The organism is Stenotrophomonas sp. 109824_Sma (genome assembly GCF_056480025.1).
Map to the genome: position 1 here is coordinate 4698793 of NZ_CM151078.1, position 26208 is coordinate 4725000.

Annotated in this window: 16 protein-coding genes and 2 rRNA genes (1 of these 18 only partly in view); 8 read left to right on the plus strand and 10 right to left on the minus strand. The window is 66.2% G+C overall.

The window, feature by feature from the left end; translation table 11 throughout:
• Positions 1 to 14 precede the first annotated feature (14 nt).
• Positions 15 to 1703 carry a molecular chaperone HscC gene (locus tag ACZK1G_RS22020; protein ID WP_101766327.1) on the plus strand — a complete coding sequence of 563 codons (1689 nt, stop codon included), beginning with the start codon at positions 15 to 17 and terminating at the stop codon, positions 1701 to 1703.
• Complete coding sequence (locus ACZK1G_RS22025; protein WP_053085947.1) at positions 1700 to 3235, plus strand: J domain-containing protein; 1536 nt, start codon at positions 1700 to 1702, stop codon at positions 3233 to 3235. Before ACZK1G_RS22020 ends, ACZK1G_RS22025 begins: the two co-directional genes overlap by 4 nt.
• Before the next feature lie 92 nt (positions 3236 to 3327).
• Here ACZK1G_RS22025 and ACZK1G_RS22030 read toward each other — a convergent pair whose 3' ends face one another.
• From ACZK1G_RS22030 to glyQ, 4 genes are all read right to left on the minus strand, one after another.
• Entirely contained in the window at positions 3328 to 7185 is a 3858-nt protein-coding gene (locus tag ACZK1G_RS22030; RefSeq protein WP_101766328.1) for a translocation/assembly module TamB domain-containing protein, read from the minus strand.
• Positions 7182 to 8978 carry an autotransporter assembly complex protein TamA gene (locus tag ACZK1G_RS22035; protein ID WP_083663084.1) on the minus strand — a complete coding sequence of 599 codons (1797 nt, stop codon included), beginning with the start codon at positions 8976 to 8978 and terminating at the stop codon, positions 7182 to 7184. The genes ACZK1G_RS22030 and ACZK1G_RS22035 overlap by 4 nt, the downstream gene beginning before the upstream one ends.
• 256 nt (positions 8979 to 9234) lie before the next feature.
• On the minus strand, positions 9235 to 11310 hold the full coding sequence (glyS, locus tag ACZK1G_RS22040; protein ID WP_101766329.1) for a glycine--tRNA ligase subunit beta: 2076 nt from the start codon (positions 11308 to 11310) through the stop codon (positions 9235 to 9237).
• Between the two features lie 87 nt (positions 11311 to 11397).
• Positions 11398 to 12309: a glycine--tRNA ligase subunit alpha gene (gene glyQ, locus ACZK1G_RS22045; protein ID WP_006403404.1), complete on the minus strand. Its 912-nt coding sequence runs from the start codon at positions 12307 to 12309 to the stop codon at positions 11398 to 11400.
• Positions 12310 to 12392: 83 nt separating this feature from the next.
• On the opposite strand from glyQ, the gene ACZK1G_RS22050 reads away from it, so the two are divergent.
• From ACZK1G_RS22050 to ACZK1G_RS22060, 3 genes are read left to right on the plus strand one after another with little or no spacing between them, the layout of a single operon-like run.
• A complete protein-coding gene (locus ACZK1G_RS22050) occupies positions 12393 to 14228 on the plus strand; it encodes a GspE/PulE family protein (RefSeq protein WP_101766330.1) in 1836 nt (611 codons plus the stop codon).
• Positions 14200 to 14946 (plus strand): glutamine amidotransferase, encoded by a 747-nt coding sequence (locus ACZK1G_RS22055; RefSeq protein WP_014038989.1) that lies wholly within the window; start codon positions 14200 to 14202, stop codon positions 14944 to 14946. The genes ACZK1G_RS22050 and ACZK1G_RS22055 overlap by 29 nt, the downstream gene beginning before the upstream one ends.
• Before the next feature lie 50 nt (positions 14947 to 14996).
• Positions 14997 to 15908: a BPSS1780 family membrane protein gene (locus ACZK1G_RS22060; protein ID WP_101766331.1), complete on the plus strand. Its 912-nt coding sequence runs from the start codon at positions 14997 to 14999 to the stop codon at positions 15906 to 15908.
• Between the two features lie 87 nt (positions 15909 to 15995).
• On the opposite strand, the gene tatC is transcribed toward ACZK1G_RS22060, so the two are convergent.
• From tatC to ACZK1G_RS22080, 4 genes are all read right to left on the minus strand, one after another.
• Positions 15996 to 16745, minus strand: coding sequence for a twin-arginine translocase subunit TatC (gene tatC / locus ACZK1G_RS22065; protein WP_005411675.1), 750 nt, complete (start codon positions 16743 to 16745; stop codon positions 15996 to 15998).
• Positions 16742 to 17200 carry a Sec-independent protein translocase protein TatB gene (gene tatB / locus ACZK1G_RS22070; RefSeq protein WP_049446893.1) on the minus strand — a complete coding sequence of 153 codons (459 nt, stop codon included), beginning with the start codon at positions 17198 to 17200 and terminating at the stop codon, positions 16742 to 16744. The genes tatC and tatB overlap by 4 nt, the downstream gene beginning before the upstream one ends.
• 15 nt (positions 17201 to 17215) lie before the next feature.
• Positions 17216 to 17443 carry a Sec-independent protein translocase subunit TatA gene (gene tatA, locus ACZK1G_RS22075; protein WP_014648907.1) on the minus strand — a complete coding sequence of 76 codons (228 nt, stop codon included), beginning with the start codon at positions 17441 to 17443 and terminating at the stop codon, positions 17216 to 17218.
• Positions 17444 to 17518: 75 nt separating this feature from the next.
• A complete protein-coding gene (locus ACZK1G_RS22080) occupies positions 17519 to 18418 on the minus strand; it encodes a lipid-binding SYLF domain-containing protein (RefSeq protein ID WP_101766332.1) in 900 nt (299 codons plus the stop codon).
• A gap of 165 nt (positions 18419 to 18583) precedes the next feature.
• Between ACZK1G_RS22080 and hemH the strand changes: the two genes are divergently transcribed.
• From hemH to ACZK1G_RS22095, 3 genes are all read left to right on the plus strand, one after another.
• The gene (gene hemH, locus ACZK1G_RS22085) at positions 18584 to 19546 is read left to right on the plus strand and encodes a ferrochelatase (protein ID WP_101766460.1); all 963 of its coding nucleotides are present in this window, start codon (positions 18584 to 18586) and stop codon (positions 19544 to 19546) included.
• A complete protein-coding gene (locus ACZK1G_RS22090; RefSeq protein WP_049446887.1) occupies positions 19543 to 20397 on the plus strand; it encodes an alpha/beta fold hydrolase in 855 nt (284 codons plus the stop codon). The genes hemH and ACZK1G_RS22090 overlap by 4 nt, the downstream gene beginning before the upstream one ends.
• 290 nt (positions 20398 to 20687) lie before the next feature.
• Positions 20688 to 22793 (plus strand): methyl-accepting chemotaxis protein, encoded by a 2106-nt coding sequence (locus tag ACZK1G_RS22095; RefSeq protein WP_101766333.1) that lies wholly within the window; start codon positions 20688 to 20690, stop codon positions 22791 to 22793.
• Positions 22794 to 23262: 469 nt separating this feature from the next.
• On the opposite strand, the gene rrf is transcribed toward ACZK1G_RS22095, so the two are convergent.
• Together rrf and ACZK1G_RS22105 are read right to left on the minus strand one after the other, a co-directional pair.
• A 5S ribosomal RNA gene (gene rrf, locus ACZK1G_RS22100) occupies positions 23263 to 23377 on the minus strand.
• A 125-nt stretch (positions 23378 to 23502) separates the two neighbouring features.
• Positions 23503 to 26208 (minus strand): 23S ribosomal RNA (locus ACZK1G_RS22105) (it continues 174 nt past the right edge of the window).

The following is a 26208-nucleotide window of genomic DNA, read 5'->3' on the forward strand; positions in this document are numbered from 1 at the left end:
TCGGACGTCCGCAGATGATCGTCGGCATCGATCTTGGCACCACCCATTCCCTCATCGGCATGCACACGGCAGCGGGGCCGCAGCTGTTCCCCAATGCCCATGGCGAGCTGTTGACCCCTTCGGTGGTCAGCCTCGTCGATGGCGCCGTGCTGGTCGGCCAGCCGGCCCGTGACCGCCTGGTCAGCCATCCGCAGCAGACCGTGGCCCATTTCAAGCGCTGGATGGGCAGCGACCGTGAGACCCGGCTGGGTGAGCGCAGCTTCCGTCCCGAGGAGCTCTCGGCGATGGTGCTGCGTTCGCTGCTGGCCGACGCCGAAGCCGCCCTGGGCCACAAGGTGGAGGAAGCGGTGATCAGCGTTCCGGCCTACTTCTCCGATGCCCAGCGCAAGGCCACCCGCGCCGCCGGCGAGCTGGCCGGCATCCGTGTCGAGCGCCTGATCAATGAACCCACGGCCGCCGCGCTGGCCTATGGCCTGCAGGAGCGTGACGGCGAAGGCCGCGTGCTGGTGCTGGACCTGGGCGGTGGCACCTTCGACGTCTCCATCCTGGAGCTGTTCGACGGCGTGGTCGAAGTGCATGCCAGCGCCGGCGACAATTTCCTGGGTGGCGAGGACTTCCTGCAGGTACTCGTGCAGGCCTTCCATGCCGACCAGGGCACGTCCGCCAGCGACCTGTCCGCTGCCGAACAGGCGCAGCTGCTGCGTCGGCTGGAACTGTTCAAGCGCGAACTCAGCCAGAGCGGTGCTGCCAGCCTGCAGTTGCCCCTGGCCGGCCGCGAACGCCAGTGGCAGCTGGATGAGGCACGCTACGCGCAGCTCTGTGAGCCGCTGCTGCTGCGCATGCGCACGCCCATCGAGCGCGCGATCCGCGACGCTCGGCTCAAGCCCGAGGCGCTGGACGACATCATCCTGGTCGGCGGTGCGGTACGCATGCCGATGGTCAGCAGGCTGGCGACCCGGATGTTCGGCCGGCTGCCACTGCGCCATGTCCATCCCGACCAGGCGATTGCGCTGGGTGCCGCCGTTGCCGCCGGACTGAAGGCGCGCGACGAATCGCTGCGCGAGGTCGTGCTGACCGATGTCTGCCCCTACACACTGGGCACTCAGGTGTCCCGCCAGGATGCCTCCGGTGGCGAGCGCAGCGGCTATTTCCACCCGATCATCCAGCGCAACAGCGTGGTGCCGGTCAGCCGCGAGGATCGCTTTTTCCCGCTGCACGAGCAGCAGCGCGTGGTCGTGATCGATGTCTACCAGGGCGAGAGCCCGATGGTCGATCGCAACATCAAGCTGGGCGAGCTGACCCTGCCACTCACGCACCGCGGCCCACTGCACGAACGCAGCGTCACTGCGCGATTCACCTACGACGTGAATGGGTTGCTGCAGGTCGAAGTCACCGAGGACGCTACCGGCAAGCGCCAGGAGCTCATCCTGGAACAGAACCCCGGCGTATTGTCGCCGGCTGAGATCGAACAGCGGCTGCATGCCCTGCAGAACCTGAAGGTCCATCCGCGCGACGCGCAACCGAACCTGGCAGTTGTTGCTCGTGCCGAGCGGTTGTATGAAGAACTCATCCACCATCGCGAACAGCTGCAGTCGTGGCTCAGCCACTTCCGTCATGTACTGGACGGCCAGGATACGGTCACCGTCGAGCGCCATCGCCGTGAACTGACTGAGGCCCTCGACGCACTGGAGCGTGACGCGTGAGCTGGGCGCTGCAGGTCCTGGAACTGGACGCATCGGCCGACGAGCGCGCGATCAAGCGCGCCTATGCGAAGCGACTGCGGGTGACTCGGCCCGACGGCGATCCGGAGGCCTTCCAGCAACTGCACGAGGCCTACCAGGCCGCGTTGCAATGGGCGCGTGAGCGTGCACATTGTGGTGACGATGCGCTGGGCGGCCTGGACGACGCCATCGCGGTGGACAGCTCCGCTCAGGCGGCTCCGCTCCTGCAGGCCCACTTCCCGCCTCCATCGCCGGAATCGCCGGAATCGCCGGACATGGACATGGATATGGCCAGGCTCGACGCGCTGCTGCCGTTCGAAGGTCGACCTGCTCCCAGCCACGGGCCAGTGCACACCAGTGCCCCCATGCCGATCGAGGCCACGCCGAACGACGCGGCGGAGCCCGCACTGGACCTGCATCGTTTCGCACGTCTGGTAGTGGACACCGCGACTGACAGCGACCCCGACAGCTTCGAACGCTGGTTGGCGACGCGGCAGGAGCTGTGGTCACTGACCGACAAGCAGCGGATCGGCGACACCGTGCTGCAGATCCTGCTGCGTCAGGGAGCACCAGTGTGTGCGGAGAACTTCGACCTGCTGGACCTGTGCTTCTGCTGGAATGAAATCGGCAGTGACATCGATCCCTTCGAGATCCATCTGCGGCGCGAACAGCTGCACCACTACTGGCGGCTGCAGCCGCACAATCATGCCGCACTGGTCGCCTGCCTGGATCGCCCGGAAGCCCCTGTGTCTGCGCGGGAAGCCCGCGTCCGCATGGAGCGACTCACCCGACCCTGGCACCGGCTGGAAGCCCTGTGGACCGCCTGCATGCCCGGTCGCGTGGAAACCATGCGGCGCACTCTTGAACTGCTGGGCGTGCACTACGCCCAGGATGTGTTGCCACCGTTGAATCCAGACCAGGTAGCGTTCTGGCAGATCCTGTCGCAGCCGAGGAAGGTCACGCCGCTGAAGATGCAGCTTGGTGTGCTGCGCAGCATCCTGTGCGCCCTGATACTGCTGCTGGTCCTGGGGGCGCTGGCCCTGGCGGACGACCCGTCGCGACCGCGCAACCACGGCATGGCCAGCATCGGCCAGGTTGCCCTGTACGGTGGACTGGCCGTGCTCATCGGTGGCTCCCTGCTGCTGCCCCTGGGCGGGTTGATGCAGTGGCAATGCGCGCCTGAGCATCCACGCCAGCACGGATGGCTGCCTAGGCTGCTGCTGGTCCCACTGCTGGCGATCGGGGCACTGCTGCTGATGCAGGTGGCCGACGCACGTCTGGTCGGCGGCATCCTGGCCTGGGCGACGTTGCTGCTGGCCGCGATACGTCTGTGGGCACGCAGCAGCTTCGAGTTCGAACTTCGACCATGGATGGCGTTGCTCGCCATCCCCATGGTGAAGATCGGGGCCTTGGCCCTGATGATCGGTGAAGTCGCTGCGGTCCTGGCCATGGCCGTGTGGACAATCGACGCCGTCATCCATGCCCGGCCGAAGCCAGAACCGCGCGGGTACTGACGGCCGGCATCGCCAGGTGGGCGGGCTGGCCCCGCCCCTGTCGAGGTGGAGCGACGCCCGGCGTCGCTGCCACCTCCACGCATGGCGTAGCTCTACTTCTCCCGCCGCCAGTTGATCGACCCACGGTTTTCCACCGTGCTCGATTCCACTTCCACGTCGAAGCCGCGACGCAGCAGGTACTTCAGCGTGATCACCGAACCGGCACCGACCAGCGACACGCCGTAGCCGACGTACAGCTTGGGCGAAATGTACTTGCCGACGCCGATCACCGAGCCACCCAGCGCGCGCGACTGGCTCACGCCGGCATCGTCCAGGCCCAGCTTGGCACCCAGCTGCGAGGCCAGCAGGCCACTGCCTGCAGAGAGTGCCGCCGAGGCCGCGTTGACCTGCTGGGTCTGGTCGCTGCTGGCACCGGTCAGGCTGCGGCCGAGCACCAGATAGGCCAGCGCTTCGGACTGCGACATCGCCGGATCGGACCACACGTCCGCACGCGGCTGCTGCGCACGCCCGGTCACGTCGATGCCGGCGGTGACATCGCCAATCCGGCGCTCGGCACGGATGTTGATGCGCGGGTCGGACACCGCGTTGTAGTTCCAGGTGAGGTTGCCGCGGGTGATGGTCAGGTCCTGCCCATACGCCTTGTAGCGACCACTCACTTCCAGCCCGCCATTGGCGGTCATCTCGCGGCCGGGCTTGGCCCAGACCTGCATCTTGCCGGTCAGTGCACCCTTCAGGCCGAAGCCGGTCATCTTCACCTTGTCACCGAGGCTGACCGTCAGGTCCATGTCCAGCGGCGAGGTGCGCGACTCTTCCGGATCGGCCGGGTCGAGCACCACCACGTCTTCGGACACCGAGGTGCCACGGTCCAGGCGCTCCAGGTCGATGTCGGCCTCGGGCACGTGCACGGTGCCACGCAGTTCCATCGCGGCCTTGGCCAGGGTGAAGTCGAGGTTGGGATTGGCGACGATGCGCAGTTCGCTGGTGTTGGACAGCAGCACGTTCTCGCCGTGGATCTTCAGCTGCAGCGGCTGTGCATCGCCGAACCACGACAGGCCACCATCCACGTACAACGTGCCCTGGCCGGAGTTGGCCTGCGCGGTGATCTTGGCCGAACCGTCGGGCTGGGCCACGAAGCTGCCCTTGCCCTGATCGAAGGTCAGGCCCAGTGCCGGGAATTCACCCTTGAAGTTGCTCAGCTGCGCGTCACCACCCAGCGACGGCTGGCCACGCGTACCGCGCAGGCTGACGTGGCCTTCGATCAGGCCGGTCGGTCGCACGATGTCCGGCGAGAACAGCTCCAGCCAGTACAGCCGCGACATGTTGAGGTAAAGCTCACCGTTCAGCGGCGCACTGGCTTCCCAGCCGGTCTGCATCCTGGCGTCGACGAAGCCGTTGCCCTGGAAGCCCATGCCCAGGTAGCCCTTGATGCTGGCCGGGGTCATGTCCAGCTTCAGCGAGAACTGGTCGTAGCGCACCAGCTCGCCACGGGTGGTGTCCCCCACGGCATTGCGGTTCTCACCCAGGCGCACGCCACCTTCCTTCGAGCGCACTTCCACATGGCCTTCCCAGGCGTTGCCGCGCGGGCGGATCTGCGCGTCCAGACTGACATCGCCGCGCAGGTAGATGCGGCGGCCGGACTGCGGCGGCAACCACGGCTGCACCAGCGCCAGCGGCAACGCATCACTGCGCACCACCAGGCCCTCGCGCGGCCAGTTCGCCTGTGCACACAGTGCACCGCTGCTGGCGGCGGCCAGGCAGGCTTCGGACAGCGTGTAGGTGCCGCCGTTGATCGCGAACGCCGCTGGTGCACGCAGCGACCAGGCGTCGCCCTTCACCGGTGCGATGCGCAGCGATGCCAGCTCGCCACGCCACTGCGCACCCTGCTGGCGCACGCTGCCCTGCAGCTCGATCGCGCCCATCTCGTTGCGGGTCTGCGCCGCCAGGCGCAGGTTGGAGACACTGCCCTGCGCATCCACATTCAAGCGTTCCAGCAGCATGCCGGCGTTGACCTGCTGGCCCTGCACCGCCAGCGTGCCGCTGTCACCGCGCCACGGCAGGTGGCCCTTGATGCTCACGCTCTCGGCGCCGTAGCCGTCCCAGTTGAGGTTGTTGCCGACCAGGTCGGCGGTGATGTCCGGCGCATCGCGCGGGCCCTTCACCTGCACCTGGCCGCGCAGGCCACCATCGGCGCCCGGCAGCAGGTCACTCAGCTGCAGCGGCTCGAAACGCGCATCAATGTCGAGGCGGTCACCGACCTTGCCCGACGCGGTCACCCGGCTGCTGCCCAGCGACAGTTTCAGGTCGCCCTGGCCCTGCGCGCCCTGCAGCGCGAACTTGCCCTGTGCGTCGAGGTTGCGCTGGCGCAGCATGCCCTTCAGCGACGGCAGGTCCACCGTGGCTTCCAGCGTTCCGGCGGTGCCCGGTGCGGCATTGGCCGGCGGTGGCAGCTGGCGTCCCTTGGAGGCCAGGTTGCCGGACAGGCGGCCGTTCCAGCCCGGCACGAAATAGCCGGGGTCGAAGTCCTTCAGCGTGGCCTTGGCGTCCCAGTCCAGCTGCGGCGCCCAGGCCACCTGGCCTTCCACCTGCAGCTGCCCACCCGGTGTCTGCGCCTGCAGCTGGTGGATCGACGCGGCCTGGTCGTTGCCGCGCACGTCGAAGCGCAGCTGCGCCTTCTGTGCATCACGTTCCACCTCGGCGCGGCCGATCGCGGCCCAGGCCTTCAACGTGCCAGCCAGGCCGAAGCGAGCTTCCTTCAGGGTCACCGGCACCGGTGCGCTGCCGGCGGTGTTCGGATCGGGCGCCGGCACATAGGTCAGGTCCCGCGCGACCACCGAGAAGTTGAGCTTCTGCTGGTCTTCCTGGCTGAAATCAGCGGTGCCCTCCAGGCGGGCTTCGCCACCGAGGCCCTTCACCAGCAGCGGTGAAACCTTCAGCACCTGGTCCTGCAGCGACACCACCGACGGTGCCAGCTCCAGTTCCTGATCACCCTGCTTCACCTTGCCGCGCAGGTTGGCGTTGCCGCCCTTGCCGGCGGCGGTGAAGTCCAATGCCAGCGGCGCGATCGCCGAGCTGGCCAATGCCGGCGACAGCAGCGCCAGATCCAGCTCGTCGCTGCGCACGCTGGCGCTCCAGCTCGGGTCGGTGCGGCCATCGAACACCAGCATCGCGTGCAGCGGCTTCGGCGCACGCCCGGCCACCGCTACTTCCATGTGCGACAGGTCACCACGGGCGACCAGTCCAAGCGTCGCGGCGGTACGGCCACGCGGCGCCGGCAGCACTGCCGTCACCGTCACGTCGGTGTCGTAGTCCTTGGCCGGGATGTAGCGGCCCTGGGCGGTGAAATTGCCCATGTCGCTGTCCACGACCAGTTTGTGCGCCTGGAACTCACCGTTGGCGATCTCGATGCCGCCACGTACGCGGCTGATGTCGATCACCGGCTCGTTGGCCTGGCTGATGCGGAAACCGTCGATGGCGATGGCATCGGCCTGGATCGCCAGCGGCATTTCGATCTGCGGCAGCGAATCAGGCCACGACGGCAGCTTGAACGGCTCGTCACTCTTGGCCAGGTTCAACGTCGCATTGGTCAGCTCCAGCTTGTCCAGCAGCAGCTTGCGGCCCAGCAGCGGGCGCAGGTCCGGCTCCAGGTGCGCACGCTCGGCGTGGAAGTGGATGTCGTCGTAGCGGAAGTCGACGTTGTACAGGGTCAGCGGACCGGCCACCGGGCCGTCCACCTTGTCCCAGGTGAAGCTGGCGCCCACCGGCAGCCGCGCTACCACCTGTGCCAGCAGCACATCGCGGCCGGCCACGGTCTGCAGCAGCCAGTACACCGCCAGCAGGGCCAGCAGTACCAGGCCGATCACGCCGGCGCCGGACCACGCCCAGAAGCGGCGGCGGCGATAGAAGCGCACGCGCGGCGGCGGCGTGTTCGTGGTCGGTGCGGGCGTGCTCACAGGTCCGCTCCGATGTTCAGGTACAGCTGGAACTGCGAATCCGGGTTGTTCAGGCCATGCGCCACGTCGATGCGCACCGGGCCCACCGGCGATTTCCAGCGCACGCCGAAGCCAACGCCGGTATGAAGGTCGATGGTGTTGTCGAAGGCGCTGCCGGTATCGACGAACACCGCCGCGCCCCAGGGGCCGCCATTGAAATAGTGCTCGTATTCGGCCGAGCCGATCACCAGGTTCTTGGCGCCCAGCGCGTACTTGTCCGGTGCCGGCGTGCGCGGGCCGACCTCGCGGTAGGCATAGCCGCGGATGCTGCGGTCACCACCGGCGAAGTAGCGCAGGCTGGGCGGCATTGCCACCAGATCGCTGGTCCAGGTGGTGCCACCCTCGCCGCGCAGGATCAGGCGATTGCTTTCACCCACCGGGATGTACCAGCGCAACACCGCGTTGGCCTGCACGAAGCTGGTATCCGAGCCGGCGCCTTCGACACCGGCACGCATCGTCGCAGTGCCGCTGATGCCCTTGCGTGGGAACATCTCGTCGTCGACGTTGACGTAGTCGGCAACCATCTGCGGGTACACCAGCGTCGAGGTGTTGTAGACCGCGTCGGTGAACTCGGTGCCGGAGGCATAACGCCAGCGCTCGCGCAGTGCGTTGACCGAGGCGATCGCGGTCCAGTGCTCGTTGATCTCGCCGCTGCGGCTGGCGATCAGTTTGAAGTTGCGCAGGTCGATGTAGTCGGTCTGCTCGTCGTACGCACTGGCAGCGAAGGTGTACCAGCCATCGAGCCAGTTGAAGGCCGGGATGCGGTAGCTGGTGACCAGGCTCTTGCGCTTCTGCGCATAGTCCAGCTGCGTGTTCATCTTGTGGCCGCGGTTGTTCAGGAACCGCCGCTCGATGCCACCGCGCACACCCGGGCCGCTCTCGCTGCCGTAGCTCAGGCCGGCGGTGTAGATCGTGCGCTTGGCCCGGGTCAGCTTCACGTCCACCGGCACGTCGCCGTTCTCGTCGGCCTGGTCCGGGCGCGGCTGGATGTCGATCACACTGAAGTAGTCCAGCTTGGTCAGCGACTGCCGCAGGCGGTCCAGCTTGCCCTCGTGGTAGTAGCTGCCCTGGTCCCAGTACACCAGCGGATCGAACAGCTTGTCGACGAAGTAGTCCTGTTCGAAGCGCACCGGGCCCATGTTGTAGCGGCGGCCGCTGTCCCAGGTCAGGTCGATGTCGGCGGCATTGTCGGCGCGGGTGATCTGCACCTGGCGCTGGGTGTAGTCGGCATCGAAGTAACCGCGCTCGGCCAGGCGCCGGGTGATGGTGATCTTGCTGGCTTCGTACTGGGTGTGCTCGAAGCGCTGGCCCTTGCGCGGCTTGAACGCGGCCAGGTCATCCTGCAGGTACTGGTCGTACATCGCCGGGCCGGTGATGTCGATGTGCTCGCGGCGCACGGTCACCGGGGTGCCCTTGTCGACATGGATCAGCACGCGGACGTGCTCGTCCTCGCGCGGCGCCTCGACCTTGATCACCGGGTTGTAGTAGCCGAACGGTTCCAGTGCCTGGCGGGTCTGCCGCTCGGCCTGGGACAGCAGGTACTCCAGGCGCGATTCGCCCTGTTCCTTGCCGATCGTGTCGTACAGCGACAGCGATTCCTGGATGTTCTCGATGATTGCGGCGTCGTCGCCCTTGTCCAATCCCTTGATGTCCACCTTGTCGATGGTGCCGCGCGCGTGGACCACGGAGGTGGCGGCCAGCGACAGGACCATCAGCGGCAGGGCGTATTTCTTTGGCTGCATGCGGCACAGCATACCGACCGAAGGTGACGATGCGAAATGCATCACGTCATTGGGGATCGGTTGTTAAGTTGCGGTCAAAATACGCGCCTTTGTGGCGATCATCGTGATCGCAGGCGAGGATGCCGGCATCGTACCCGATGCCGGCGATGACCCCGATGGACATCCGCCGGCGGTGATCCGGTAGTGCCGGCCGCTGGCCGGCAACCCACAGATCGATCCGATGCGCGGTGGCAATGCCGGCCAGCGGCCGGCACTACCGGTACGGGCATCAGCTCGACAGATGCTCGATCGCCGCGACCTTGCCCAGCCGCTCACCCAGCATCGTCAGCAGCGCAAGGCGATTGCCACGCAGTGCCGGATCTTCCGCATTGACCATCACGCCATCGAAGAACGCGTCGACCTGCGGGCGCAGGCGCGCCAGGCGTGCCAGCACGGCCACGTAGTCCTTGTGCTGCAGGCTGGCGCCGGTGTCGTCGATGGCCGCGGTGACCGCTTCGGCCAGCGCGCGTTCGGCATCTTCCTGCAGCAGCGCCGGATCGATCTGGGCCGGAATGTCGCCCTCGGCCTTGCGCAGGATGTTGCGGATGCGCTTGTTGGCCGCAGCCAGTGCTTCGGCTTCCGGCAACGCGGCAAACGTGCCAATTGCGTCAAGGCGGCGGTCGAAGTCGTACAGCGAGGCCGGCTTCAGCTCGGCCACGGCGTTGAAGTGCGTGGCCGGCACGCCCTTGTCGCTGTAGTAGCCCTTCAGGCGGTCGAGGATGAAGTCGTACAGCTCGCCGACATCAGCCTGCACGTTGCGCACGGCCAGGTTGGCGTTGGCGCTGGCCAGCAGCGCGCGCAGGTCCAGCTCGAAGCCGCTCTCGATGATCGTGCGGGCCAGGCCCAGCGCATTGCGGCGCAGGGCGAACGGGTCCTTGTTGCCGGTCGGCTTCAGGCCTGCGGCGAAACCACCGGCCAGCGTGTCGACGCGTTCAGCAATCGCCAGCACCTTGCCCAGCGGCGACAGCGCGATGTCGTCACCGCCGAAGCGTGGCTGGTAGGCCTCGTCGATGGCCAGCGCCACATCGGCCGATTCGCCACCGGCCACGGCGTAGTGGCGGCCGGCGATGCCCTGCAGTTCCGGGAATTCGTTGACCATGCGCGATTGCAGGTCGTTCTTGGCCAGTTCGGCGGCACGCCGCGCCTGCGCAGCGTCGGCGCCCACCTGGGGTGCGATCACTTCGGCCAGGGCGGCCACGCGCGCCACCTTGTCGGCCACGCTGCCCAGCTTGGCCTGGTAGGTCACCGTCTTCAGGCCTTCGCCCATCGACACCAGGCCCTGCTTCAGGTCCTCGTCGAAGAAGAACTTGGCATCGGCGAAGCGCGGGCGGATCACGCGTTCGTAGCCCTTGGCCACTTCGGCCACGTCCTTCGATTCGATGTTGGCGATACCGATGAACTTCTCGGTCAGCGTGCCGCTGTCATCCAGCACCGGGAAGAATTTCTGGTTGATCTCCATCGTCTCGATCAGCGCTTCCTGCGGTACCGCCAGGAACGCGCGTTCGAAGCTGCACAGCACCGCCGACGGCCACTCGACCAGGTTCACCACCTGCTCCAGGTTGTCGTCGGTGATGCGGGCGCTGCCGCCAGCCTTGGCCGCAGCGGCCTCGACCTCGGCGACGATGCGCGCGCGGCGCTCGCTCGGGTCGACCAGCACGAACGCGGCGCGCAGGGCTTCAACGTAGTCCTGCGGCTGTGCCAGCGACACGGCCTGGTCGTGGTGGAAACGATGGCCGCGGCTGACACGGCCGGCCTGCAGGCCGAACAGCTCGGCCTCGACCACGTTGGCACCGTGCAGCAGCACCAGCCAGTGCGCCGGGCGCGCAAAGCCCCAGGCATGGTCGCCCCAGCGCATCGGCTTGGGAATCGGCATCGCCGCAATCGCCTCGCGCAGGATTTCCGGCAGCAGGCTGGCAGTACTCGCACCCGGGGTCACCGCGCGGTGCACGAAGCGCTCACCCTTGTTGTCGGTGGTCTTCTCCAGCGCGGTCCAGTCGATCCCGGCCTTGGCGGCGAAGCCCTGCAGGGCCTTGGTCGGCTGGCCTTCGGCGTCCAGCGCGATGTTCAGGTACGGGCCCAGCACTTCGCTGTGCTGTTCCGGCTGCTCCAGGCCGACGCCCGGCAGCAGCACGGCCAGGCGGCGCGGGGTCGACAACGGGCGCGCATCGCCCAGTTCCAGCGCGACGCCGCGCTTGCGCAGGCCTTCGACGACACCGTCGAAGAACGCCTGGGCCAGGCCCGGCAGCGCCTTGACCGGCAGCTCCTCGGTGCCCAGTTCGATCAGCAGGGGGGACAATTGGCTCATCGGTTCGATCCTGTGGTGGGGGCGCAGCGCGCAACGCGTCCGGCGCCCCGGGTAGTGGGTGAAAAGCGGGTCGGTGCAGGAAGGCGGTCAGGCCTTCTTCGCGCCCGGGAAGCCCAGCTTCTCGCGCTGCTCGTAGTACGCCTTGGCCACCGCCTGGGCCAGCGCGCGCACGCGCAGGATGTAGCGCTGGCGCTCGGTCACGCTGATCGCGCGGCGCGCATCGAGCAGGTTGAAGGTATGGCTGGCCTTCATCACCTGCTCGTAGGCCGGCAGCGGCAGGTTCACTTCCACCAGCTTCTGCGCTTCACGCTCGCAGGCGTCGAAGCGGTGGAACATTTCTTCGACGTCGGCGTATTCGAAGTTGTAGGTGCTCTGCTCCACCTCGTTCTGGTGGTAGACGTCGCCGTAGGTCACCGGCTGGCCGTCCGGGCCGTAGGTCCAGACCAGGTCGTAGACGTTGTCGCAGTTCTGCAGGTACATGCACAGGCGCTCGAGACCATAGGTGATCTCGCCCAGCACCGGGCGGCACTCCAGGCCACCGGCCTGCTGGAAGTAGGTGAACTGGGTCACTTCCATGCCGTTGAGCCAGACTTCCCAGCCCAGGCCCCAGGCGCCCAGCGTCGGCGATTCCCAGTTGTCCTCGACGAAGCGCAGGTCGTGCACCAGCGGATCGATGCCCAGGGCCTTCAGCGAATCCAGGTACAGCTGCTGGATGTTGTCCGGCGCCGGCTTCATCGCCACCTGGTACTGGTAGTAGCGCTGCAGGCGGTTCGGGTTCTCGCCGTAGCGGCCATCGGTCGGGCGGCGCGACGGCTGCACGTAGGCCGCGTTCCAGCTTTCCGGACCGATCGCACGCAGGAAGGTGGCCGGGTGGAAGGTACCGGCGCCCACCTCCAGGTCGAGCGGCTGGATGAGCACGCAGCCCTGCTGGGCCCAGAACTGGTTCAGGGTCTGGATCAGGCCCTGGAAGGTGATCGGAACGGTCGGGGTCGCGGACATGCGTACGAGTCTTGGCCGGCAAGGGGGTGCGCTAGTATAACGGCCGACCTGCGGGGCATTCCGTACCCGGGAGGAGCAGGCAGATGGAACATCGGCTGCCGGTGGGCACGCCCGGCGAGCCAGGCGGCGTCCCGCTGCCGTGGGGCCGCCTGCATTTCGAACAGGTCGGTGCGGCGCTGCTGGCCGACGGCCTGGTCGCCGAGCACGAGGGCGAGCGCATGCGGTTTTCCGCGCAGGGCGCGCGCAATGCCAGTGAAGTGCATCCGCTGGTGCTGCTGTCCAACCTCAAGCTGGCCGCCCGCGACGGTGGCGAGCTGACCCTGGAGCGCCTGACCGAATGGCTGGCCCGGCGGACCGGCAGCCGCTACCTGCGCATCGATCCGACCCGGGTCGACGTCGCGGCCGTCACCGCGCTGGTCTCCCACGCCTATGCCCGCCGCCACCGCTTCCTGCCGCTGGCAGTGGATGCCGAGCGCGTGCTGGTGGCCACCAGTGAGCCGCTGGTACAGGAATGGCGCCGCGACCTGCAGCACCTGACCCGCCGCCGCATCGAGCTGGCGGTGGTCAACCCGCTGGACCTGCACCGCTACACCATGGAGTTCTACGGGGTGACCCGCTCGGTGCGTGGCGCCCGCGGCGACGTCCGTGGCGAGGCCAACACCACCCTGCCCAGCTTCGAGCAGCTGGTCGAGCTGGGCCGCACCGGCGACGTCAACGCCGACGACCAGCACATCGTGCACATCGTCGACTGGCTGCTGCAGTACGCCTACGAGCAGCGCGCCTCGGACATCCACCTGGAACCTCGCCGCGAGATGGGACGCATGCGCTTCCGCATCGACGGCGTGCTGCACAAGGTGTTCGAAGTGCCACCGGCAGTGATGACCGCCGTGGTCAGCCGCATCAAGGTGCTCGGCCGCATGGATCTGGCCGAGCGCCGGCGCCCGCAGGACGGCCGCATCAAGACCCGCTCGCCGGGCGGCCGCGAAGTCGAGATGCGCCTGTCGACCATGCCCACCGCCTTCGGCGAGAAGTGCGTGATGCGCATCTTCGACCCCGATGCCGCCTTCAAGAGCATCGACCAGCTCGGTTTCAGCCCGCAGGAGGCCGCCGGCTGGAATGCGCTGGTCGAGCGCCCGCATGGCATCGTGCTGGTCACCGGCCCGACCGGTTCGGGCAAGACCACCACCCTGTACTCGACGCTGAAGCGGCTGGCCACGCCGGACGTGAACGTCTGCACGGTGGAGGACCCGATCGAGATGATCGCGCCCGAGTTCAACCAGATGCAGGTGCAGGCCAACATCGACCTGGACTTCGCCAGCGGCGTGCGCACCCTGCTGCGGCAGGACCCGGACATCATCATGATCGGTGAGATCCGCGACCTGGAGACCGCGCAGATGGCGGTGCAGGCGTCGCTGACCGGCCACCTGGTGCTGTCCACCCTGCATACCAACGACGCGCCGTCGGCGGTCACCCGCCTGCTCGACCTGGGCGTGCCGCACTACCTGCTGGCCAGCACCCTCAACGGCATCCTTGCCCAGCGCCTGGTGCGCACGCTGTGCCCGCACTGCAAGCAGCCACACAGCCTCGGCGCCGCCGATTGGGCGGTGCTGGCTGATAGCCATGCCGCATATCCAGATGCCGCCACGCCCTGTCGGCCGGTCGGCTGCCTGGAGTGCCGGCGCACCGGATTCCTCGGCCGCATCGGCCTGTATGAGTTGCTGCCATTGGGCTCGCGCCTGCGCGGGCAGATCCGCGCCGACATGGATCTGGCCGGCTTCACCCGCGCCGCGCGGGCTGAAGGGCTGCGAACCCTGCGCCAGGCCGGGCTTGAAAAGGTGGCGCAGGGGCTGACTACAATCGAGGAAGTCCTGTCAGTCCTGCCGCCCCCGGATGAACCCAGCCCCGTTCCTGATCCTTGAAACCGGCCGACCGGTGCCGTCACTGCGCCGCTATGGGCGCTTCCCGCATTGGATCCGCGTCGCCGCCGGGCTGGAAGAGCACGAGACGGTGGTGGTCGATGTCGAACACGGAGATGCCCTGCCCGACCCGCATGCCTTCGCTGGCGTGCTGGTGACTGGCTCGGCCGCCTTCGTCACCGACCACGCCGAATGGAGTGAACGCAGCGCCGCATGGCTGCGCCAGACCGCCCACGCCGACCTGCCCGTGTTCGGCATCTGCTACGGCCACCAGCTGCTGGCGCACGCGCTGGGTGGCGAGGTGGCCTACAACCCGGCCGGGCGCGAGTCCGGCACGATCGAACTGGAACTGCAGCCGCAGGCCGCGCAGGACCCGCTGTTCCAGGGCCTGCCCCAGCACTTCGCCGCCCACGCCACCCACCTGCAGACTGTGCTGCGCGCGCCCGACGGTGCCGAAGTGCTGGCACGCTCGCCGCTGGACGGCTGCCACGCCTTCCGTTGGGGGCGCCAGGCCTGGGGCGTACAGTTCCATCCCGAATTCGCCACTCACCACATGCGCGGCTACGTGCGTGCCCGCGCCGACTGCATCGGCCGCCACGGCGGCTGCGCCCGCAGCATCGAGCGCGCGGTCAGCGCCGCACCGCTGGCCCGCCAGCTGCTGCGCCGCTTCGTCCGCCAGGCGCGGCTGTCTTCAGCCCAGCCGGCGGCAAAACAGGGATAATCGGCGCCACGGGCAACCGCCCGGCCCCCTCCTGTCCTTCCCGGATGTCCATGAAAGAGATTCGCAAGCTGCCGGCCTCGGCGGGCGCCCAGTGGTTGCTGGATACGTTCTCGCTGTATCGGCGTGCGCCGCTGCAGCTGGCCCGGATCGGTCTGACCTGGCTGCTGGTGAGCTGGGTGGTCACCCTGTTGTCGACGCTGATTCCCGGCGCCGCCGGCATGGCTGTACAACTGATGACCCTGGCCATCTCGCCGATCATGTTCGGCGGCATGCTGTACGCCGTGGGTGAGATCGACGAAGGCCGCCCGGGCCTGGCCTCGCACCTGCTGCAGCCGATCCGCGACCACCGCGTCAGCCACCTGCTGGTACCGCTGGCGATCCAGGTACTGGCGGTCCTGCTGCTGGGCGCGCTGTTGTTCATGATGATCGGCCGCGAGGGCTTCACCGCCTTCAGCGAGGTCATGACCAAGATGGAAGAGATCAGCCGCAGTGGCCAGCAGATCAAGCCGGATGATGCCGCCGCGCTGGTGGCCAACCTGCCGGCCAAGCGCATTGCACTGTGGATGCTGCTGGTGTTCCTGAGCGCGGTTGCGCTGTCGCTGGCGATGTTCACCCAGCCGGCGCTGGTGGTGTTCGACAAGCAGAGCGGCATGCACGCGCTGCGCCTGAGCCTGCAGGGCTGCATCGAGAACATCGGCGCGATGATCGTGTTCGCCGTGCTCGGCCTGATCGCCGCGTTCTGCATCTACATCCTGTTCGTGATCGTGATCCAGATCGCGATGCTGATCGGTGGCCCGCTGGCCGCGGCCTTCATCGCGCAGCTGGTGCTGACCACGGTGCTGATGCCGCTGTATGTCGGCGCGGTCTACGCCGCGTGGAAACAGATGTTCGTGCACCGCGGCAGCCGCGCCGCCCCGCCGATCCCGACCACCCCGACCTCAAGCGACATCTTCCACGCCTGACGGAAAAAGGGGACGGAGGGGATTAAGTCGTTTATGCCCAGTGTGTGCAGCTAACGACTTAATCCCCTCCGTCCCCTTTTTTTTCTTTCAGGCGGCGGGCTTCTTCACTACCGACGACGGCACCAGCCAGCGTGCGGCGTGGATGCCCAGCTCGTAGAGCAGGCACATCGGGATCGCCAGCATCAACTGCGAGACCACATCCGGCGGGGTCAGCACCGCTGCCAGCACGAAGATGCCGACGATCGCGTAGCCGCGGCCTTCCTTGAACTGCTGCGGCGTCACCCAGCCCAGCAGCACGAGGATCACCATCGCCACCGGCAGTTCGAAACTGCCACCGAAGGCGAAGAAGATCGCCAGCACGAAATCCAGGTAGGCATTCGCATCCGGGGTGATCGCGATCACGTCCGGGCTGAAGGTGGTCAGGAAGTGGAACACCGCCGGCAGCACCAGGAAGTAGGCGAAGGCGCAGCCGGTGTAGAACAGCAGTACCGACGACACCAGCAGCGGCACCGCCAGGCGCTTCTCACGCGCATACAGACCGGGCGCGACGAAGGCCCACAGCTGGTACAGCAGCCACGGCACCGCCACGAACAGGGCAACGAAGAAGGTCAGCTTCAACGGCGCGAAGAAGGCACCGGCCGGATTGGTCGCGATCATCGTCTGCCCGTTCGGCAGCTGCGAGACCAGCGGTTCGGCCAGCGCGTTGTACAGCTTCTGGGTAAACGGCAGCAGCGCCAGCAGCACCACGCCCAGGCCCAGCAGTGCGCGCACCAGACGGCCGCGCAGTTCGACCAGATGCTCGACCAGCGAGCTTTCGCCGAAATCCTGTTCACTCATGGCTGGCGCTCCGTGCTCTGCGGCGGCGGTGCACCGGCTTCAGGGGTTGTCGCCGGCGTCGGCTCGGGAGCAACGCTCTCCTGTACCGGTGCATCAGCATGGGGCAGGCCGCTCATATGCGGCGGCAGCTCCGCGGGCGCCGGTGCGCGCACCTCCTGCGCCAGCGTATCGCCCTGCTGCTGCGCTTCCTGCGCTTCGCGACGGATCGCTTCGCCGCTGGCGCGCAGCTGGTTCTCGGTGTCCTGCATGCCCTGGCGCACGTCCTGCATCTGCCGCTTGATCTCCTCGGCCTGCAGTTCGCGCTCCAGTTCCTGTTTCACCGAATCCCATTGATTGCGGGCACGACGCACCCACAGGCCGGCAAAGCGGGCCGCCTTGGGCAGGCGCTCGGGACCGAGCACCACCAAGGCGACCACGGCGATCACCAGCAGTTCGCTGAAGCCGATATCAAACACCGCGACCGCTCCGGATCAGCGAGGGGTGCGGTCGTGCTCGTCCTGCGCGGTGCGCGAGGCGTCCTGGCTGCGCGACTCGTCGCCCAGCTGCGCGTTCGGCTTGTCGTCGTCGCGCATGCCCTTCTTGAATTCCTTGACCGCCGAACCGAGGTCCTTGGCGCCACTGGTCAGGCGCTTGGTGCCGAACACCAGCAGGACGATGGCCAGCACGACCAACCAATGCCAGATGCTGAAACTGCCCATAAAGACGCTCGTTACGTTAGTGATCAGGCTGTCGAGCATAGCGCACCGGCTGTTAGCCGGCGCGCGTGACGAAAGTCAGTTTCCGCCCAGCGTTTCCGTGCGGATTTCGCCGTCGTTGACCGGCTGGAAGCCCTGCTGCTGCGGCGGCGGGTTCTGCGGGACGTTCTGCAGCGGCGCGGTGGTGGCTTCGGCCGGGGCCGCCGGCGCTGCCTGAACAGGCGCAGGCGCAGGAGCGGCAGGCGGGGCCGGCGCCGGGCGCGGCGCGTTGCCACCGTTGCCGTTGCGGTTGTTGCGGGCGGCGTAGGTGGCCTCTTCCAGGCGATCACGGAAGGCGACCACGTCCATCGACGGCGACCCGACGGCGCGACCTTCGAAGATCATGCGCGGCGTGGTGTTGCTGCCGTAGGCGTCAAGGTTGGCGGCATCGTCGATCTGCAGCACCGCGCCATCCAGCGCAACACCGGCGAACAGGCCGCGGGCGCGCGACCAGGACCAGATCTCGGCCTTCAGCTGGCCGTCGGTGGCGGCGGCGGCATTGCGGCCGACCGGACCGGCGGCAACGCCGGCATCGGCGCCCAGCGTGAACTTGCCGTTGACCAGGTTGTCCAGGCTGCGGTCGTTGCGGAACACCAGCACCACGTCCGAAGACTGGACGCCGGCCTGGAAGCCGATGCTGCCACCGGTCAGCTTGACGAATACCGGGCTGGACCACGCGCCATTGGGCATGCGCACCGACATCAGGCCGTGGCCGCGACGACCACCAATGACCAGACCGGCCTTGATCGTGTCGGGAATGACGATGACCGCGCGGCCTTCGTCGAGCAACTTGTCCGGAATCCCCTGTTCAGGGATTTCCTGGATTTCAGCCAGCACGCGCACGGCATTGCGGGCGCGCTGGTCTTCCTGCGGTCCGGCCATGGCCTGGCTGGACAGCAGGCTGGCGGCGATCAGCAGGGCTTGGATCGGGCGACGCATGGCAGGCTCCAGAAGTCAGTCCATAGGAAGATATAGCAAGTGACTGAAATTAGTAGTGTTGTCATGAATCGCCAATGAGCGTTCCCTGCTCACATTGATGCGCGCTATGCCCGCAATCCGAACCCTGCATCCCGGCGCGGCACCGGATCGGCGACAATGCACACCATGCTCGACGCACCCGATACCGCCGTGCTGGCGGTCAACCTAGGCACGCCCGAGACGCCGACGGCCCCCGCCGTACGCCGTTACCTGGCCGAATTCCTGTCCGACCCCCGCGTGGTCTCGATCCCGGCGCTGCTGTGGCAGCCGCTGCTGCGCGGGCTGATCCTGCCGCTGCGCAGCGGCCGTTCGGCGGCCAAGTACGCCCAGGTCTGGCTGCCGGATGGCTCACCGCTGATGGTCCATACCCGGCAGCTGGCGCAGGCCATGCAGGCCCTGCTGCCGACCCTGAAGGTGCGCCACGCGATGCGCTACGGCGAACCGGCCCTGGCCAGCGAGCTCGACCGCCTCGCCGCCGAAGGCGCACGCCGCATCGTGGTGCTGCCGCTGTACCCGCAGTACTCGACCACCACCACCGCCTCGGTCGAAGACCGCGTCGACGCCTGGCAGCGCCGCAATCCAGGCGTGACCGTCAGCCTGGTGCGCGACTACTCGATCGACCCGGGCTGGGTCGAAGCGGTTGCCGGCTCGATCCGGCGCTACTGGGAGCAGCACGGTCGCGGCCAGACGCTGATGTTCTCCTTCCACGGCATCCCGCAGCGCCTGGCCGACGCGGGTGATCCGTATCCGCAGCGCTGCGAGGCCAGCGCGCAGGCCATCGCCAACGCGCTGGGCCTGGGCAAGGACGACTGGCAGATGGGTTACCAGTCGCGCTTCGGCCGCGAGCGCTGGCTGCAGCCTTACGCTGAGCCGAGCCTGTGGGCCCTGGCCGAATCCGGCGTGAAGCAGATCGACGTGGTCTGCCCCGGCTTCGCTACCGATTGCCTGGAAACGCTGGAAGAAGTCGCGATGGGCTTCACCGAAACGCTGGCCGAACGTGGCGCGACGATGCGCTACATCCCCTGCCTCAATGCCGAACCGGAACACGCGCGCGCCTTGGCGCGACTGGCCGTGGCCTCGCTGGCATGAGTCTGCAGCCCTTTGAACTCGAGGTCGGCGGCACCCGCGTCGCCGGCCTGCGCAACAGCAGCGAGGGCCCGCGCGTGCTGGCCCTGCATGGCTGGCTCGACAATGCCGCCAGCTTCGTACCGCTGGCCCCGCACCTGTCGTCGCTGCAGCTGGTGGCGATCGACCTGCCCGGCCATGGCCACAGCGCGCATCTGCCGGCCGGTGCCAGCTACACCACGGCGGCCGCGATCTGCCACGTACTCGACGTCGCCGACGCGCTGGGCTGGGAGCGCTTCAGTTTGCTCGGCCATTCGATGGGCGCCGGCATCGCCAGCCTCACCGCCTCGGTCAGCGACCGCGTCGAGCGCCTGGTGGCGATCGAAGCACTCGGCGGCCTGCGCGGCCCGGAGGAAGAAACCGCCCATCGCCTGCGCGAGCATGTGAACGCCACCCGTGCGTTGGCGCGCAAGCAGCTGCGCGTGTTCCCCGACCTGGCCGCGCCGATCCGCGCACGGATGATGACCAACCAGCTCAGCGAACCGTGCGCACGGCTGCTGGTCGAGCGCGGCGTGGAACCGATCGAAGGCGGCTATCGCTGGTGCAGTGATCCGCGCCTGATGCTGCCCACCGCGATCCGCCTCAGTGAAGGCCAGATCGACAACCTGCTGCAGGCCATCGCCTGCCCGACACAGGTGATCTATGCCACGCCGGCGCAGTCGTATTATCCCGAGCCGATGCGCAGCGATCGCCTGCAGCACCTGCGGGATGGACGGCTGGCCGTGTTTCCCGGCAACCATCACCTGCACATGGAAGACCCGGAACAGATCGCAGACGTGATCCTGCACTTCTTCAGCAACGACAACGCCGGCTGAGCGCAGGCGCCCGCGCGCTTCACTCCGCGCGTCTGCGGCCGATACATCAGTTGCGGGCCCCTGCGCCCGCTGCACGCGGGCCCGGTCGGTCCTGCGGCATGTGTCTGGTTCTGCAAGGAAGTCCGCATGCCCGCTCTGCTGCACCGTCACCCACAGGATGTGGCCACGGTGTCCCGTCTCCGCGTCGCTGATCGCGCCGCATCCCTCGAATTCCCGGCACCCGCCCTGGTCACGCCCTGCTGCGTGCGTTGCGGCGTGCTCGTTGTCGTCTGCTGATCCAGGAGCCTCCGATGTCCATTGCATCCGCCCGTCCCCCCGATACCGCCCGCCTGTCGCACCTGCAGCAGCTCGCCCGCGGCGCCGACCGCCGACTGCTGATCGGCAGCGCCGCGCTGGCCGTGACTGGCCTGGTGCTGGCCCTGCGCGGTCCGCACGGTGTGGCCGCCGCGTTGACCGCAGGCGCGCTGTTGCCCGCCTCGTGGCTGGCTGGTCCGCTGGCAGGCCGCGGGATCGCGCGCAACGGCCTGGCGATCCTGTTGTCGCTGCAGCTGTCCCTGTTGTGCGCGATCGCCGGCCTGTCGCCGGCATTGCCGATCGCCCTGCTGCTGGGCGTGCTGCTGGGCCATCGCGATCGCCTTCCGGTGTGGCTGGCCGGCAGCATCGGCACGCTCGCACTGCTGGCGCCGCTGCAGGCGGGTGCCGCGGTGGGGCCGACACTGTTGCAGGCCGCGATGCTCGCCGGCCTGACCCTGTTCCTTGGCCAGGTCGCACTGCGGCTCCGCCAGCAGACCGAAGCACTCGGCCACGGCCCCCGCCGGCTGGCCGCACTGGCGCGCGACATCGCCACCGGCGCCGATCTTGGTGCACATGCCGACACCAGCGCCTACGCACCGGGTTCGCTGGCCCATGCGCTGGCCGACACCGCACGCCATGTGCAGGCCCAGCGTGGACGCGAAGCGGAGGCACACGCCGAGAACGCGCAGATCCGCCAGGCCCTCGATGCCTCACGCACCGCGATGATGATTGCCGACAACGACCACGTGATCCGCTACGTGAACCGCTCGGTGGTGGCCCTGCTGCGCAACCAGCAGGCGACGCTGCGCCAGGCCTTCCCCGATTTCGATGCCGAGCGCCTGGTGGGCAGCAGCATCCATCGCTTCCACGCCAACCCGGACCGCATCCGCGCCATCCTCAATGGCCTGCAGGTCACCCACAACGGCAAGGTCCAGATCGGCCCGGTGCACTTCGCCCAGGTGGTTACTCCGGTCTTCGACGCTCAGGGCCTGCGCCTGGGCTTCGCCGTGGAGTGGCATGACCGTACCCATGAGCTCGCGCTGGAGAACGCCGTCGCCGGCATCGTCGCGGCCGCCGCCGCCGGCAACCTCGACCAGCGTCTGCAGGCAACCGAAGGCGCCAGCTTCCTTGATGGGCTGACCGGTGGCATCAACCAGTTGCTGGATACGTTGGGCAGTACGGTCGACGAAGTGCGGCAGATGCTCTCGGCGCTGGCCAACGGCGATCTCGATCGACGCATGCACGGCGAGTATCACGGCGCCTTCGCTGCAATCCAGCGCGATGCCAACGCCACCGCCGGCCAGCTGGCGCGCATGGTCGGCCGCATCCAGCAGTGCGCATCCTCGATCAGCACCGCTGCAAGCGAAATCGCTGCGGGCAATGGCGCGCTGTCCGAGCGCAGCGAGCGCCAAGCGGCGCACCTGCAGGAAACCGCCGCCTCGATGGAGGAGCTGACCGCCACCGTGCGCCAGAACGCTGCCCATGCACGCGAGGCCAGCCAGCTGGCGGTCACCACGCAGGCCGCCGCCAGTGACGGCAACGTCGCCATGCAGCGCGTGGTCGATACCATGCAGGCAATTGAAGGTGCATCGAAGCGCATCGGCGATATCACCGGCGTGATCGACGGCATCGCCTTCCAGACCAATATCCTGGCGTTGAACGCAGCGGTGGAAGCCGCCCGCGCCGGCGAGCAGGGCCGTGGCTTCGCCGTGGTGGCCAGCGAGGTGCGTGTGCTGGCGCAGCGTTCGGCCGCCGCCGCGCAGGAAATCAAGAAGCTGATCGACGAAGCCGGGCGCCAGGTGGGCGAAGGCGCCCAGCTGGTGGCCGACGCGGGCCAGCGGATGCAGGGAATTGTCGGGGGCGTGGAGAATGTCAGCCACCTGATGCACGAGATCTCGGCGGCCTCGCAGGAGCAGTCGGTCGGCATCGAGCAGATCAACCAGACCGTGGTGCAGATGGATCAGGCCACACAGCAGAATGCCGCGCTGGTGGAGGAAGCCACCGCGGCCGCACGCGAACTGCAATCGCAGGCGGGTACGCTTACCGAAGCGGTGTCGGTGTTCCGCCAGCAGGAACCGCACGAGGTCTCGCGGGCTGCCTGATCCGGGCCTGCAATTCGATCGTGATCATGACGGCGCCCGCAGGGCGCCGTTTTTTTTTGCCCGCTTTTGCGTGATGGGTCAGGAAAAAGCCGCTTCCGGACCTGCCATGAGTAGCGGCCCACCCTGGTTGGCGCCGCATCCACGCACCGCGTGGATCTACCGGTAGTGCCGGACGCTGGCCGGCAATCACAGCGACGCGCACTGTCTGACCCGCTGCCGGGGTTGGCACCGCTCTCTTCGCAGGGACAGCCCATTCACGCACAGCGTGGATCTACTGTGGGTCCGCATGCCCTCGGTAGACACCAACCTTGGTTGGCGCTGTGGCTGCCCGCGGAGAATATCCACGCATGGCGTGGATCTACCGGCCGGTGTGCAGCCACGGAGGTGCCGGCCAGCGGCCGGCACTACCCGCATTTTCTGCGCACAAAGAAAAACCCCGCTGCGTGAGCAGCGGGGTTTTGGGTGTAAACCCTGGCGATGACCTACTCTCGCATGGCTTGAGCCACACTACCATCGGCGCAGCTGCGTTTCACTTCCGAGTTCGGGATGGGATCGGGTGGTTCCACAGCGCTAATTTCACCAGGGAGGCTTTTGGAGAGTCGCACTCGTCCCGATGGACAAGGCGCCAGCCTCGCATAGTTCTTGTGACGTAGCGTGCACTTGGATGCTCTTACGACGTTGTCGTAAAGCCAAGGCAACTTGAGGTTATATGGTCAAGCCGCACGGATCATTAGTATCAGTTAGCTCAATACATTGCTGTACTTACACACCTGACCTATCAACCACGTAGTCTACATGGTTCCTTCAGGGGGCTTGTGCCCCGGGAGATCTCATCTTGAGGCGCGCTTCCCGCTTAGATGCTTTCAGCGGTTATCGCTTCCGAACATAGCTACCCGGCAATGCCACTGGCGTGACAACCGGAACACCAGAGGTTCGTCCACTCCGGTCCTCTCGTACTAGGAGCAGCCCCTCTCAAATCTCCAACGCCCATGGCAGATAGGGACCGAACTGTCTCACGACGTTCTGAACCCAGCTCGCGTACCACTTTAAATGGCGAACAGCCATACCCTTGGGACCGACTACAGCCCCAGGATGTGATGAGCCGACATCGAGGTGCCAAACACCGCCGTCGATATGAACTCTTGGGCGGTATCAGCCTGTTATCCCCGGAGTACCTTTTATCCGTTGAGCGATGGCCCTTCCATACAGAACCACCGGATCACTAAGTCCTAGTTTCCTACCTGCTTGATCCGTCGATCTTGCAGTCAAGCACGCTTATGCCTTTGCACACAGTGCGCGATGTCCGACCGCGCTGAGCGTACCTTCGAGCTCCTCCGTTACTCTTTAGGAGGAGACCGCCCCAGTCAAACTACCCACCATACACGGTCCCCGACCCAGATAATGGGCCCAGGTTAGAACGTCAAGCACGACAGGGTGGTATTTCAAGGATGGCTCCGCTGCAGCTAGCGCCACAGTTTCATAGCCTCCCACCTATCCTACACAGACGAACTCAACGTTCAGTGTAAAGCTATAGTAAAGGTTCACGGGGTCTTTCCGTCTTGCCACGGGAACGCTGCATCTTCACAGCGATTTCAATTTCACTGAGTCTCGGGTGGAGACAGCGCCGCTGTCGTTACGCCATTCGTGCAGGTCGGAACTTACCCGACAAGGAATTTCGCTACCTTAGGACCGTTATAGTTACGGCCGCCGTTTACTGGGGCTTCGATCAAGAGCTTCGCCTTGCGGCTGACCCCATCAATTAACCTTCCAGCACCGGGCAGGCGTCACACCCTATACGTCCACTTTCGTGTTTGCAGAGTGCTGTGTTTTTGATAAACAGTCGCAGCGGCCTGGTTACTGCGACCCTCTTCAGCTATAGCTCGCACGAGCCACCAAAAAGGGTGCACCTTCTCCCGAAGTTACGGTGCCATGTTGCCTAGTTCCTTCACCCGAGTTCTCTCAAGCGCCTGAGAATTCTCATCCTACCCACCTGTGTCGGTTTACGGTACGGTCTGCGTAAGCTGAAGCTTAGGAGCTTTTCCTGGAAGCGTGGTATCAGTGACTTCGCCATAAAGGCTCGTCTCGGTGCTCGGTCTTAAAGGATCCCGGATTTGCCAAAGATCCAAACCTACCGCCTTTCCCCAGGACAACCAACGCCTGGTACACCTAACCTTCTCCGTCCCTCCATCGCACTTACGCGAGGTGCAGGAATATTAACCTGCTTCCCATCGACTACGACTTTCGTCCTCGCCTTAGGGGCCGACTCACCCTGCGCCGATTAACGTTGCGCAAGGAAACCTTGGGCTTTCGGCGTGCGGGTTTTTCACCCGCATTATCGTTACTCATGTCAGCATTCGCACTTCCGATACCTCCAGCAGACTTCTCAATCCACCTTCAACGGCTTACGGAACGCTCCTCTACCGCGCATAACAAAGTTATGCACCCCAAGCTTCGGTTCACTGCTTAGCCCCGTTAAATCTTCCCCGCAGACCGACTCGACCAGTGAGCTATTACGCTTTCTTTAAAGGGTGGCTGCTTCTAAGCCAACCTCCTGGCTGTCTGTGCCTTTCCACATGGTTTTCCACTTAGCAGTGAATTTGGGACCTTAGCTGTGGGTCTGGGTTGTTTCCCTTTTCACGACGGACGTTAGCACCCGCCGTGTGTCTCCCATACAGTCCGTCTCGGTATTCGGAGTTTGCAATGGTTTGGTAAGTCGCGATGACCCCCTAGCCATAACAGTGCTCTACCCCCGAGAGGATACATATGAGGCGCTACCTAAATAGCTTTCGAGGAGAACCAGCTATCTCCGGGTTCGATTAGCTTTTCACTCCTAATCACACCTCATCCCCTACCTTTGCAACGGGAGTGGGTTCGGGCCTCCAGTGCGTGTTACCGCACCTTCACCCTGGGCATGACTAGATCACCCGGTTTCGGGTCTACTGCCCGCGACTATGCGCCCTTATCAGACTCGGTTTCCCTTCGCCTCCCCTATACGGTTAAGCTTGCCACGAACAGTAAGTCGCTGACCCATTATACAAAAGGTACGCAGTCACTCCTTGCGGAGCTCCTACTGCTTGTACGCACACGGTTTCAGGTTCTATTTCACTCCCCTCTCCGGGGTTCTTTTCGCCTTTCCCTCACGGTACTGGTTCACTATCGGTCGGTCAGTAGTATTTAGCCTTGGAGGATGGTCCCCCCATGTTCAGACAGGGTTTCACGTGCCCCGCCCTACTCGTCTTCACTGAAATGGCCCTTTCAGATACAGGGCTATCACCTTCTATGGCCACTCTTTCCAGAGTGTTTTCCTAGAACCAAATCAGCTTAAGGGCTAGTCCGCGTTCGCTCGTCGCTACTTACGGAATCTCGGTTGATTTCTTTTCCTCTGGTTACTTAGATATTTCAGTTCACCAGGTTC

Excerpts from the sequence above, each read along its gene's own strand:
- ACZK1G_RS22020 (WP_101766327.1), top strand. The coding sequence starts at position 15 with ATGATCGTCGGCATCGATCTTGGCACCACCCATTCCCTCATCGGCATG.
- ACZK1G_RS22035 (WP_083663084.1), bottom strand. The coding sequence starts at position 8,978 with ATGCTGTGCCGCATGCAGCCAAAGAAATACGCCCTGCCGCTGATGGTC.
- glyS (WP_101766329.1), bottom strand. The coding sequence starts at position 11,310 with ATGAGCCAATTGTCCCCCCTGCTGATCGAACTGGGCACCGAGGAGCTG.
- glyQ (WP_006403404.1), bottom strand. The coding sequence starts at position 12,309 with ATGTCCGCGACCCCGACCGTTCCGATCACCTTCCAGGGCCTGATCCAG.
- ACZK1G_RS22050 (WP_101766330.1), top strand. The coding sequence starts at position 12,393 with ATGGAACATCGGCTGCCGGTGGGCACGCCCGGCGAGCCAGGCGGCGTC.
- ACZK1G_RS22055 (WP_014038989.1), top strand. The coding sequence starts at position 14,200 with ATGAACCCAGCCCCGTTCCTGATCCTTGAAACCGGCCGACCGGTGCCG.
- ACZK1G_RS22060 (WP_101766331.1), top strand. The coding sequence starts at position 14,997 with ATGAAAGAGATTCGCAAGCTGCCGGCCTCGGCGGGCGCCCAGTGGTTG.
- tatC (WP_005411675.1), bottom strand. The coding sequence starts at position 16,745 with ATGAGTGAACAGGATTTCGGCGAAAGCTCGCTGGTCGAGCATCTGGTC.
- tatA (WP_014648907.1), bottom strand. The coding sequence starts at position 17,443 with ATGGGCAGTTTCAGCATCTGGCATTGGTTGGTCGTGCTGGCCATCGTC.
- ACZK1G_RS22080 (WP_101766332.1), bottom strand. The coding sequence starts at position 18,418 with ATGCGTCGCCCGATCCAAGCCCTGCTGATCGCCGCCAGCCTGCTGTCC.
- hemH (WP_101766460.1), top strand. The coding sequence starts at position 18,584 with ATGCTCGACGCACCCGATACCGCCGTGCTGGCGGTCAACCTAGGCACG.
- ACZK1G_RS22090 (WP_049446887.1), top strand. The coding sequence starts at position 19,543 with ATGAGTCTGCAGCCCTTTGAACTCGAGGTCGGCGGCACCCGCGTCGCC.
- ACZK1G_RS22095 (WP_101766333.1), top strand. The coding sequence starts at position 20,688 with ATGTCCATTGCATCCGCCCGTCCCCCCGATACCGCCCGCCTGTCGCAC.